At 44.3% G+C, this 12,296-nt stretch carries 7 protein-coding genes; 4 read left to right on the top strand and 3 right to left on the bottom strand.

Going from position 1 to position 12,296, the window contains the following annotated elements:
* The first annotated feature begins 2 nt into the window (after positions 1–2).
* Positions 3–3,695, top strand: a complete 3,693-nt coding sequence (gene traN / locus AC3KZC_RS06615) for a conjugal transfer protein TraN (protein WP_490576704.1) — start codon at positions 3–5, stop codon at positions 3,693–3,695.
* A 157-nt stretch (positions 3,696–3,852) separates the two neighbouring features.
* On the opposite strand, the gene AC3KZC_RS06620 is transcribed toward traN, so the two are convergent.
* Together AC3KZC_RS06620 and AC3KZC_RS06625 are read right to left on the bottom strand one after the other, a co-directional pair.
* Positions 3,853–4,626 carry a hypothetical protein gene (locus AC3KZC_RS06620; protein WP_490576705.1) on the bottom strand — a complete coding sequence of 258 codons (774 nt, stop codon included), beginning with the start codon at positions 4,624–4,626 and terminating at the stop codon, positions 3,853–3,855.
* A gap of 156 nt (positions 4,627–4,782) precedes the next feature.
* A complete protein-coding gene (locus AC3KZC_RS06625) occupies positions 4,783–4,995 on the bottom strand; it encodes a hypothetical protein (protein WP_269666074.1) in 213 nt (70 codons plus the stop codon).
* 184 nt (positions 4,996–5,179) lie between these two features.
* Here AC3KZC_RS06625 and AC3KZC_RS06630 point away from each other — a divergent pair, with 184 nt between their 5' ends.
* Genes AC3KZC_RS06630 through AC3KZC_RS06640 form a run of 3 tightly spaced genes read left to right on the top strand, consistent with a single transcriptional unit; the run spans position 5,180 to position 11,303 of the window.
* Entirely contained in the window at positions 5,180–6,145 is a 966-nt protein-coding gene (locus AC3KZC_RS06630; protein ID WP_490576706.1) for a DNA-processing protein DprA, read from the top strand.
* Positions 6,142–10,818: a RecQ family ATP-dependent DNA helicase gene (locus AC3KZC_RS06635; protein ID WP_490576707.1), complete on the top strand. Its 4,677-nt coding sequence runs from the start codon at positions 6,142–6,144 to the stop codon at positions 10,816–10,818. Before AC3KZC_RS06630 ends, AC3KZC_RS06635 begins: the two co-directional genes overlap by 4 nt.
* On the top strand, positions 10,815–11,303 hold the full coding sequence (locus tag AC3KZC_RS06640) for a hypothetical protein (protein ID WP_490576708.1): 489 nt from the start codon (positions 10,815–10,817) through the stop codon (positions 11,301–11,303). Before AC3KZC_RS06635 ends, AC3KZC_RS06640 begins: the two co-directional genes overlap by 4 nt.
* A gap of 277 nt (positions 11,304–11,580) precedes the next feature.
* On the opposite strand, the gene AC3KZC_RS06645 is transcribed toward AC3KZC_RS06640, so the two are convergent.
* The gene (locus tag AC3KZC_RS06645; RefSeq protein WP_490576709.1) at positions 11,581–12,258 is read right to left on the bottom strand and encodes an endonuclease; all 678 of its coding nucleotides are present in this window, start codon (positions 12,256–12,258) and stop codon (positions 11,581–11,583) included.
* Between the last annotated feature and the right edge of the window lie 38 nt (positions 12,259–12,296).

The following is a 12,296-nucleotide window of genomic DNA, read 5'->3' on the forward strand; positions in this document are numbered from 1 at the left end:
CTATGAAACCAACATTTTTTACCCGAGTGTTAGCGGGTATTTTATCTATCACTATGGCGTGCTTGCCCTTACATGGTGTGGCCGCTGATGTGCAGCGCCAATCCGGTCTAAGCGGACAACAGGAAGGTAAGCAATTGCTGCAAAACTGGACGATGCCCGCACTCAATGGCAATACATTGTCGGTGCCGAATGGCAGTGGTAATGAGTCCATTAACTTGCAAGAGCTTTTCCCTGGTATGGATCAGGGCTCATTGGATGTCTTAACGGGCGTTTATGGCTCTGATACCAGCATGAATCAATTGGGGACGCAGCGCCAAGAGAGCATGGCATCCGAAAGTGGCGCTACGGGTGAAGCGTTTCGTTCGCTACAGCAAATCAAAGACAGGTCGCGGCCAGATATGGTCAATGATCCGCTTTGGGCATTAACTGATGCGGTTCAAACTGACCCCAATCTATTAACCCAAAGCTTCCCCGGTTGTGAGTCTCAAGGTGAAGGCAGCCCAAATTACCAGCAATGTGACAGGCTCAATACAGCGGTTAACAGCTGCACTATTACTCACGATTACACGGCAGGCATCATTGAGCATGTTTCAGGACCAATGAACCTTCGCTCTTGTGGTGAGGGGTGTCTTGAAGTTTGGATAGGGCGAATTGGTGACAACTACTGGAGTGGACGTTGTAAAGTATTTGAACAGGCCATCACACTCAAAGTCGTGAATCCCGATGCGATTACCTCAGCCGTACTTGAGTACGCCAAATGGGATGACTACATGCAAGTGTGGCTTGGTGATCAGAAAGTCTGGTCTGGGCCGAACAATAACTTTCCACCAGAAACGGCAGGTCGTTGCGAGCTTAGTACCAGTTGGGAGCGCAATCCAAATACCGATCTCACTGCCAAGCTAAAAGCGGTAGAACCAGGTTTAGAAGTGCCGATAAAAATTCGCGTATCGGTTACGGGTAGTGGTGAGGGCTATGCACGCATAAAGGTGCGCTTTGATCCAACCAAGGTAGTGATGAATGATAGTTGGTCGCCACAATCCTGTATCGAACAAGCAGCGGATATCCCGACGAAGTTTTCAGACTACAGCATTCAATGCACGGATCAGCCTTCTTCAACCAACGGATGTACGGTGGTCAATGGTGTTTCAGTTTGTGAATCCTATTTTGCCCCAAGCCCAGTGACTGGCATATCGCCTTTGTGTCGGCGTGTACAAGTGAGTGTGGATGACGAAAGCTATAAGGGGATTGAAAATCAGGCCTGCCAAGTGCTTGAAGCGAATCCTTCCTGTGGATTCATGTCGTCAGAATGTGCCGAAACCAATGATAAAGGTGAATGCATTCGTTTTACCGATACCTATGACTGTGGATTGCAAACCAGCGATCCAAAGTGTGTGGTATCCAACCTTATGCCAAGTAGTTTTGAGGCCTGTGAGCCTACTCAGACGATTACGCCATTTATTGAAACCAAGCATGTACCGGATTACCAGGTGTGCGAGAAGATCAGCACGCTTACTCAGTGTCAGTTAGAGCGACGTGTATCCGCCCAAACACATCAACAAAGCTTGTCCATTGAGCGCGGTTGCTTTAGCTCTGAAACGCTCAGCTTTGTTCCACAGCACAGCAGTACTATGCAAACTGGAAACGCGACACTGAGGATTATTGATAATCAAAATACTGGGATAAAAATCACCGAGTCGCCATCCAAGGCAAATGGTTGGAAAACGACACTCTCACTGACGGGCAATAAGGAAACGGTGACTGAGACGAAACCGTCCATTAAATACCCTGAAATGACCTGTCCAAAAGGAACCTTGGTTGGCTCATTGTGTAAAGTCGTCAATGGGTCGATTATTTCGTGGCATGAACCTCAGGAAGTCACTCGTTCCAGATGTGAATCCGGCTGGAACAGAGTCGATTTTGATACCTGTAGCCGAGAAGTTCAGAAGTGTTTGGCTCCTGCGAAACTGAGCGCTTCATTGGCCTTCTCTGGCAAATACATAGAGCAAGACGTTGTTCATCAATCAAGTGATCCGGGCATAGACCAATGCTTGATGCAAACGGATCAGTTTACTGCGGTGCAGTGGCAGTGTTTGGATACGGGCACAAAACGAATCGACGGATTAACGGTTGGTAGTGGCGAGTTGGCGAAGCTTGGAAGTCTTTATCCGGCGGTTGTTTCGTCTCCTGCTCATTTAACCAGTCGCGGCAGTTCTGATGGACTGGGGCTCTCATGTTGGAGGGCAAGAGCGACCTACAATGCCTCGACTGCTCACCCAGAGTTCAACATGGGCAGCTCAGATAGCTGGGTAGATGCCAATGGTAATACGCAAACCATCGTCAATAACGGACAAAACACGACCACCAATTCGTGTGCCGCGCTAGAGCAAAACCCAGCCTGCCAGTCCGTCAGAACCGAATGCACTGAAGGCGGGGCTGGTCATGAAGGCTTCTGCTATATCCAAAGTTTGGTGTATGACTGCGGACAAAGCGTTGAAGTGCAAAACGCTCGAATGGAAACTCAATACAACTGTGAGGGGCCAGTTCGCTGTATGGGCACAGATTGTTTAGAGCCAGAGTCAATCAAGCAGGCTAACTTTGCAGAAGCCGCAGCGATGCTTAATGCGGCGCAGTTTATGACCAATGATATGTCATGTACGGGAGCTGATGGCCAAGATAACGTCGAGTGTACGGTCTTTAAAGGTAATGCTGGCCAGTGCAAAAAAGCCGTTGGCGGCATAGTGGATTGCTGTGAAAAGCCAAGTGGCGTGTCGTTATCGGATTACATCACGATGATAGTTGCGGTCAACAAGCTTGATACGGCAGTCATGGCCATGAATCCGTCTTCGGCAATCTATGGTTCGTGGAATACGCTCAGGGAGCCAATCACGAGCACTTGGAGTGCGGTCAAAGAGCCTTTTGTGTCTGCATGGGACTCTCTCATGGGGGCTGGGCCATCAACGGCTGCTGGCGCGGGAGCGGAGCAAGCTGCGACTGGCTTCATGCAGGTATTGACCAACAAAACGGCTGAATGGGTAGGTACGACCTTTGGTTCGGGGGCGCAATCGGCACTGTTTAGCAACGTTGGTGGCGCGGTTGGAGCCGATGGTGTCGTTTCGGGCGGTAACTTTGCCTTGGGTGGCGCTGCGGGTGCGGTTCTGAGTACGGTTATGACGGCCTACATGATTTATTCAGTCACCATGATCCTCATTCAGCTTATCTGGAAATGTGAGCAGAGTGAGTTTGAAATGAACGCCAAGCGGGTATTGAAGAGTTGCCACTATGTAGGCTCTTACTGCAAGTCTAAGTTTTTAGGTGCCTGTGTTGAAAAACGGCAGTCATATTGTTGCTTTACTTCGCCACTTTCACGGATCATTCAAGAACAAGTACGTCCTCAATTGGGCCTTGGTTGGGGCAGTGCCAAGTCACCAAACTGTGAAGGTTTGACCGCGAGTCAGTTAAACCAGGTAGATTGGAGCCAAGTCAATCTGGATGAATGGATAGGTATCTTGTCAATAACAGGCAACCTACCCGAAGTACCGTCACTGGATCTGGAAAGACTGACTGGCTCAGGAAGTACGCTTAACGTGGATGGAAACCGTCAAAGTGCCGCAGACAGAGCCATTGAACGGCTAAACGGAATGGATGCTCAGAAATTACGCCAGGAGGCGATGGAAGAAATTTCGGGAAATAATTGAGCATGCCCTTCTAAAATGGCTGCGCCAAAAATGTTCCATTTTGGTTACTTTAATGAACGTAATGTGCCTTAAGGTAACCAATTTGGCACTTTGTGGTGGTTGTGGTTTCCCTTCTAGGATAAATCGCAAAAGAACGATGTGGCCACTGATAGTACTCTTAACTTTTTACAATAAAACGAATTTGTTTATCTGTATAAGCTGGCTTTAGTAATTTGAATTTTTTTAAGTAAGCTAGAAATTTCTCACCATGGTATTCAGACAATGTTTTAGTCCCTACCGCGTTATTGCCTCCAAACTGACTACAGAAACGGTAAGATTGACCATTAATAGAATACTCTTTGACCCAATACCGTTCATGATAATTTTTGGACGCTTCCGTTGAAATCATGATCAACGGAAAAGATATACCAAAGTGTTCTTTGCTCCAGTCAAGGTTCATCAATAACTCCAAATGATCCGCTGTTTGACTGCAAAACCCGATAATGGCATCAATGTGTTCTTTAACTAATTTTCCAACTCGTAGCTCCACCATATCAACTTCCCCTTCATGTTTTAAAAATCTAAAAGCTTCAATATCAGGCTTTTCTGTTGTTAATGTTAATCTAACGATTCCTTTATTTTTCCAGCCTCTCAAGGCTCCAGACCAAATATTGGTTTTAAGGTTCGAATGCTCTCCAAATTGTTGAGCAGACCATTCTTCAGTTGAGACTCGGCCATCAGCATATTGAAAAACCTTCCAAGCTTGCTTTTGATTTATCAAGCATTGCCTAAACTCATCTTCACTTGGAATAAATACTAATTCTGGTTTTTCAGTCACCGTTCTGGATTCATAGAAATCAAGAAGCCTACAGATCACATTATCCGGTGTCTCAAATCCTATTACGTGTTTACCAAGGCGAAGGTAAGTTTCTTGCGATAGTTCAATTTGCATTGCTGACACTCATAAGTAATATTGCTTACAATTATTGTATTGATCATTACATTTTAAATCAACTGTATTTACAGTTGGGAAGTAACAGAGAGTTTTGGGATGATATCTGAATTGAAAAAGCCCCTTCGAGAGGGGTTGGTTGATGGGCCCAGTTGGCTAGTTGGAGGGGGTATCTGTTTCCTCTTCAGTGATATCGTCATCGGTTGAAGGCACCGCTTGTTCAACTTCTGCAGCAACGACACTTTCGTAATTTATTGCTAATTTTTCATACCGTGTAGTCACTTCTAGGTATTTCTTAATTATCGTCATTGCCCCGACTGCTATTTTCTTTCCTTGGTCGCAGCTGATACCAAATGCAGATGGTTTCAAAATACTCATTCCGACAATAATAAACTGCCAGCCTTGAGCGAGCTACTAGGTACTATTAGTTCAATTCAAAACGCTCTTGCCGTGGGGTATATCTACTCATAGAGATTGATTTATTGTGTTTTCGATCTAATACAAGTAAATTTGTGGTTAGTGGACTAGAATTTGTCGTGTTTTTGGAGTGGATGTGAACATTGTAGATGCTCTTGTTATCAAGAGGTTAATGCACGTTGGTGATGAAACTGTTCTGTCCATCTTAAAGTTTTCAGCGTATAACGGAGTGGCAACACTCGAAGAACTCGCACACCACGCCTCCAATCTAAAAATATCAAACGGTAAATCTCGAGCAACTCTCGAAAGCTTCTTAGATACTGCGAACTTCCAAGCACTCAGGGGCGAAGTACAAGCTGAGATTGATTCGTTCAAAAAAAAAGGTGTTGAGATTGTACTCTTCGGTACGAAAACCTATCCAATTTCGTTATACGGTCTCCCGAAACCTCCTCCTTTTCTTTACTGCAAAGGCAACCTGAATCTCTTAGAGAATAGGCTTTCATTAGCGGTTGTAGGCACTCGTGAAAACACCCCCAAGGGGGAAATCATAACGATTAAAACTATACAAAAATTTGCGACTTACGGCTTCACTATAGTCAGTGGACTTGCACTGGGTATCGATACTATTGCTCATCGTGCGGCATTAGACGCCAAAACACCAACAATTTCTGTTCTTGTCGATGTGGAGTCTATTTCTCCCGCAAGTAATCGGGAACTCGCTAAGGAAATTTTGGACGAGGGTGGACTTCTAGTTGCAGAGAATGCACCAGGGACTAAAGCAATACCTGCGTTCTTTGCTAAGCGAGACAGGATACAAGCAGGTTTATCTACTGCCGTCTTTGCTATTGAAACTTCGATAGATGGTGGGACGATGCACGCAGTCAAATCTGCTATCTCTATGATGCGTCCTGTCTTCGTTCCTGACGCACATAAAGCTATGTATCCAGATCTTACTATCAAGGCAATTTCAGGAACTCAACAGCTAGTTAACGAAGGAAGGGCGATACCCTACACGAGCGAATCTTATGAAGATATTCGTCTTCAATTAGAAGATATCGCGAGTTCATTTGGGGCGTTGAAAGCAAACGGTGGCCTGCTGTGATAAAGGTCATCGTCCTCGATCTTGATGACACGCTTATTGATACATCAAGCCTCGAACCACTTCGGTCAGCTGGCCGATGGAGAGACATACCCAGGTACTTTAATGGATGTGTCATCTATCAGGACGTTGTCGGCCTTGTTACAACGGCTCGGTCGGTTGGAATCAAGGTTGCTATCTTCTCGAATGCGCCTTCGAACTACGTTCAGGGTCTACTCAAACACTTCAGTATCACTGTTGATTATGTAGTAGCCTACCATGATGTAACGCACCATAAGCCGAGCCCTGAGGGCGTTATTCGTATTCTCGAGTACTTCGGTGTTAGCGCCGACGAGTCAATTTATTTAGGAGATAGTAACCTAGATCGAGATGCTGCTTCCAATGCAGGAGTTGAGTTTTTCTCAGTAGATTGGGGTTCAGCCTCGGAGATCGATTTGTCACATAAGGGAGTAATCAGTCTCTCCGAGCTTATTGGAAAAAATTCGATGCTGAGCTCTGCAACAACGGGACGTTCTGCGTTAATACAATCTGGAAATAAACTTCATCTGGGATTCTATTTAGATGGTATCAAACAGGAAGTTTGGTCTTTCAAAGATAACAAGAATCCTTCTGTACGCCGCTGGGTTAATAAGACTGTTGAGCTAGCTCCTTCATTCCCAGCCATAGATATTGTTGTCCGAGCGTTAGGCCATGCTGAGCTTAGGGCTGAAGATGGCGATAAAGCATTAGATACCTTGGGCAAATCGCTGGCTGTTGCTTTAGGGGCTTCTTACCAACCTAAGATATTAGAGAAAGATCACGTATTAGATAAATCGACTAATTGCACTGCAACACAAAGACTCCACCAGGTCAGAGGTGCCTATAAAGCCGATGTTGATTCAATAGAAGCTAATTCAAATCCGACATTTCTGATCGTTGACGACGTATTAACTTCGGGGGCTACAACTGATGAGATAACACGCTGTCTATCTCAAGCTTTTCCGAATTCAAGTATTTACATTTTTACGTTGGTTAAAACTCTCTATAGATTGGAGCTAGGCACTGACAGCCAAGAACAACAACACAATAACCAACTGTTTTCAGATTTGTACAGCCCAATCATCGACTCGCTCGCGGATGAAAATGAGCAATCTGGATATGGCAAGCTGAAGTCTAGTAGCAGGCTAGTCAGCAAGAAGTTTTCTGCTAACTACGCGAGAACCAACCATAACTTCATTTTCCATAATCTTCTCCAGTATTCGATCTCGTCTGAAGCAGCGTCTGGTCAGCTATTTGGTGCAATTCAAGTTCTTAAGAACATGCTCCAGAGAGGGAAGCCAACAATAGCCTCGCGGAAACTGAGGAAAGCATTTGGCATTGAACTGGAGCAGAACGTTCTTAATACACCAGTTCAGGCTCTTGTGTCAGATAAGCCAGTTTTTTGGAATAGATTGATTCGAGGCCACAAAGAGTCTGGAAACTACCCAGCGAAAAGGTTTTTTGATGAGCTGATACCGAAGTATTTCGGTGAGTACATTTTTGTAAAACAACTAATGCTCCCTGAAGTCCAGATTCACGATATGACTCAGGTCTACGTTGAACAATTCCAGAATCGACAGGTAGATTTTTACATTCCTCAAGTTGGTTTAATTATTGAGATAGACGGTCAGCAGCACCAAAATTCTCAGCATTTAGATGAAATGAGGGATGCGTTTACTGAAAGCCTGGGACTGAAGACTGTTCGATTCACTGTTCAAGAACTAGCATCTGAGAACCAGTCATTTATCAGTAAGATAAATTCGATTATTTCTCAAATTCAGATCGTTGATGGTCTAGAGCGAAATGGTGTCCTAACGCCTCCTAATGGTATTTCTTTATTGAATTACCAAGAGGCTTACGAGAATGGAGTCGATGTTACTGATTCGCGATTGAGGCTGACCTCGGCGTTGCGTTTCCAGATACTGTTATTAGAGCTTCTTGAACGCGGTCAGATCAGACTAGGGGAGTTGAAAAAACTATTCGTAGTCAATCGTGATGGAACTGATTTTGCTGAAGCGGCACTAGACGACCTGAACGATTTGTTATCGAATCTCTTTCGTCTCATAGGCATTGAAGAAAAGCGAATTGAGGTTGCGCTGTTCGAATCAGATGAGCTTCCGAGCGAACGGTCTGGTGAAAATATATTCATCGACTTCAGCTCACTGGAACGTTATGACGATTCCTTTCAAGTTAACCAAGACGTCATATATTCACGAACGGATTACTTCGATTTCTATCGATACTTCGAAGATTCTGATGCTGTTTCAATAGAAACCAGTCAATTGATTGACTATGACTTTTTTGAGCTTTCATGCAGAGATCCTATTGTCTATAAGCTAGACCTTAGCCCAGGCAGCGAGCAGCGAGAGTCTCTGAGATATTTCCTCAGCAACATGTTTCTACCATACCTAGAGGATGTAGATTTCAGGGAAGGTCAGGTTGGTATCATAGGATCTGCACTTTCGAGAAACGGCACAATAGGATTGTTGCCTACAGGTTCGGGTAAGTCGATTTGTTACCAGTTGTCTGCGATTCTACAACCAGCCGTTAGCTTTGTTGTATGTCCGATTAAGAGTTTGATGTATGACCAGAAAGCCGATTTGGATAGTATCGGCTTCACTCGAAGCAATTTTATTACCAGTGATTTGAAGGCTGGAGAGAAGGCCAAAGTTCAGAGAGATTTCGGACGTGGTAAGTACTTTTTCGTTTTCATATCGCCTGAGCGATTCCAAACCCATGCGTTTAGAAAAGAGATGTCGGCTATAGGACTAGATCTCTCATTTGCCTACGCGGTGATCGATGAAGCTCACTGTTTGTCTGAGTGGGGGCATGATTTCAGAACATCTTACCTGAACCTGGCAAATACAATCGAACGGTTTGCTCCCAGTGCAAGTTATATAGGCCTAACGGCAACAGCATCAGTTAACGTCTTAAAGGATATTCAAACAGAGTTTGATATCCCCGATGATTTTGTCCGTACCCCAATGGACTTCACTCGCGAGGAACTCTCATTCCACGTTATCGACGATAAAGGCCGTAAAGGTGATGCAGTCGTCGATCTTGTTTCTGAAATGGAGGGTAAATGGAATTCCGATGGGGAAGACGGCAATAAGGCGGGGATCATATTCACACCTACCGTCAACGGAGCTAAGGGTTGTCATAGCTTAGCGGGCCGAATTTCAACACTCTTGAAGATGGATGTTAGATATTTTTCGGGGTCGGCTCCGAAAATGGGTGGATTGCAGGGAGAGGCTTTCGATAGGTATAAGCGCCAAGTTCAAGACGAATTTAAAGAAAATAAATACCGCCTACTTACTGCCACTAAGGCATTCGGAATGGGCGTGAATAAGGGGAATATTGCCTATACGGTTCACTTCGGAATACCTGGGTCGATGGAGGCCTTGTATCAGGAAGCAGGCAGGGCTGGGCGAGATAAAAAACTTTTTAAGGAAGTACCCGCAGATTGCTATGTGCTTCTCACAAAAGAGCCCAATTCAGCTGTTCTCGACAAGATTTGGGACGCCAGCACGAATGTCAAAGATCTGAAGGAGTACGTGAAGTCATTGAGTCGCGATAGCGACCTGAACACAAATCTATTCCTGATGACAAACGGCTTGGACACAGTCAATGATGAGTTCAAGTTGATGGCAAACGTATACGAATTCTTTAAGTACAATCAGGAACACAACACGGTGACCATTACTGCCAGACAGTTTGGTACGGAAAAGTTTAAATTGGAAAAGGCTATCTACCGTCTTTCTCAATTAGGTATTGTCTCTGACTGGGTAATCGAAGATTTTTTTAATGGCACGCTCTATGTCGAGTTCCAGTGCCTATCAGAAGAAAGTTTGGAAAAGAAACTTGAGCATACCGTCAGAAAGTACGATCCTGAATTCAAGTTCGCGGATGTGTTTAGTAGTGATAACCAGTACTACAAAATTCTCTGCGACAAGCTGAGAAAAGGGTCTATCGATAAATCGCAATTTATCTTTCTTGTTCTTTTACTCTGGTCCTATGATCATTTTGTCTACAACCGTCGCCAGTCACAGAAGAACGTTTATGAACAATGTAGTTTATTCGCTGAAGGCAGGATGGATGACAAAGAATTTAAGGAAAAGCTAGAGGGTTATTTCAGGCACGACAAGTCGAGTCAACTTTTGCTCAATATGGCTGAGAATTCTGTGTCGGCGAATATGTGGCCATCAGTATTTTTTGAAACTGATGAAGATGATGGCACGGAACATCTAGTAGGCAGCGAGAAAATGACGATCCTACGAGGTCAGCTTTCTCGATTTCTAGAGTCATACAAAGATAATGCATTCTTGAACTACCTGAGTGGTGTGCTACGACTAGCTTCCGATGAGTTTGATGATGCAGATGGAGAGCGAAGAATGGCAGCGTCATTTGAACGGTTGATTAGTGATAATAGAGATGAAGCACTAGATTTGGTCCGAAAAACTATGCAGCTAAAGCCAATGTTCTCTGAACATGCACGAAGCCGCTTTGCTCGTTTGGTCCATGAGAAATTTGAAGATTTGGATGTTCTTGGGGAGGTAAATGAAGAGCTAGGGGATCCGTACTCCTATCACACTTTGTTAGCTCCACTTGCAAATAGACTTGAAAAACTTACCAGCCAATACAAGGGGATTAATTGGTGAATGACATACAGAAACTACACCGAGTAATCGATTCACTCGAAGAGCAATCGGCGCAAGTGGCCGAGTTTAATGGCCTGTTGAGCGCCGTCAACGATGCAAGAACTGCGATTGACGCAGCAAAATCGACGCTCGCAAATCTAGTTACTGAACAAGGTGAATTGGTTACAAAGAACTCTAAAAAATTTGAAGAGTTTGACGGTTGTCTGACGTCACTTAATGATCTTCTAGGCCAGATTAAAGATGATCAGTTGAAACTAAGTCGTGAGGTGGCAGCCTTGAAGTTTGTAACACCTGAACAGTTTGAACAAGGTCGCGCAGCAATTGATAGCTGCATTGCTAAACAATTTGCGGAATTGAGCAGCAAGTTAGAGGATGAGGCGGAGTCTCAGAAAAGATCGATAAGAGGGTTACGAACCATAGTTGTTTTAGCTATGTTGGTGTTGGCTGGAGGTGTTGGATTCCTTGCTATGAAGATTGTTCTTTAGTTTTCAAATTGTCATTCATTTTTAATTGTAATCAATAAGTTGGAATAAAGAATGGCGATTCGAGGTGTAAACCGTGTAATTATAGTTGGTAATGGTGATGACCTGTTGCGCCAACGCTCGCAATCCGTATCACTACTTCGCGCATCTACTCAGCGAATTCCACAAACTGACATCGTTTGATGATCTGTTAGTGATTTACTGACGTTGAATGTGGTGCTAAACGAGGCTGAATAAGGCCTCACTGGGTAACTTTGCGCTTACCAGACAGCGGCCTTTATTATTTTTGTATATGATAGTTTTTATTGCCTTGTAAGGCTTTAATTCGGTTGTCTCGTGTAATTTCCCATTCATCAACCGGGTCCATTCTTGCCCAAGCTTCAAATAGCTGAGTTTGTTGCCTGCTTAGTCTTAGGCCGTATTGGTCTCGCATGTAGAAATAAATTCTAGCAATATCACCCTGACGGTTAGCTGGTGGTTCTGCTCGACGGTCTTTGAAATTAACTTCGAAATCACATTGACCATAGGATCTTGGTTCGTTCGGAATCATGCCAAATCGAAAATTTGACCTATCCCCATTGAGCTCTCCTACAGATGGTACGAGGTTATGGAGATCTGAAACCATTTTAGAAAACTCAGGATCATTCTTTTCGCAGTTCCGACGTCCACCGTTTTGCCAGCATTGGCGTTGATGGCCAATTTCCCAGGCTGATACAACGTGCTCCCACTCTAAGCGTTCTCCTCGTTTCGCTTGCTTCCTTGGTTCATATCCGCAAGATCCAGCATCAATCGCACCATCATTGTTATAGCTACATCCACAGTAAAACGTACTCTGGTTGTCTTGGTAAATTTCTCGGGCAAATCGTTTTGCCTGGCTGAACGATGTTGGGTGTTCTGCAAATGCAGGGATAGCGAACAACGCTATTAAGAAGTTAATGCGCAAATTAGTTCTATTCATGTAAATTGGCCAAAAATAACAGTTTAATTCATTTTAAC

The organism is Pseudoalteromonas sp. J2K-J031, from assembly GCF_058197095.2.

Excerpts from the sequence above, each read along its gene's own strand:
- traN (WP_490576704.1), top strand. The coding sequence starts at position 3 with ATGAAACCAACATTTTTTACCCGAGTGTTAGCGGGTATTTTATCTATC.
- AC3KZC_RS06645 (WP_490576709.1), bottom strand. The coding sequence starts at position 12,258 with ATGAATAGAACTAATTTGCGCATTAACTTCTTAATAGCGTTGTTCGCT.
- AC3KZC_RS06620 (WP_490576705.1), bottom strand. The coding sequence starts at position 4,626 with ATGCAAATTGAACTATCGCAAGAAACTTACCTTCGCCTTGGTAAACAC.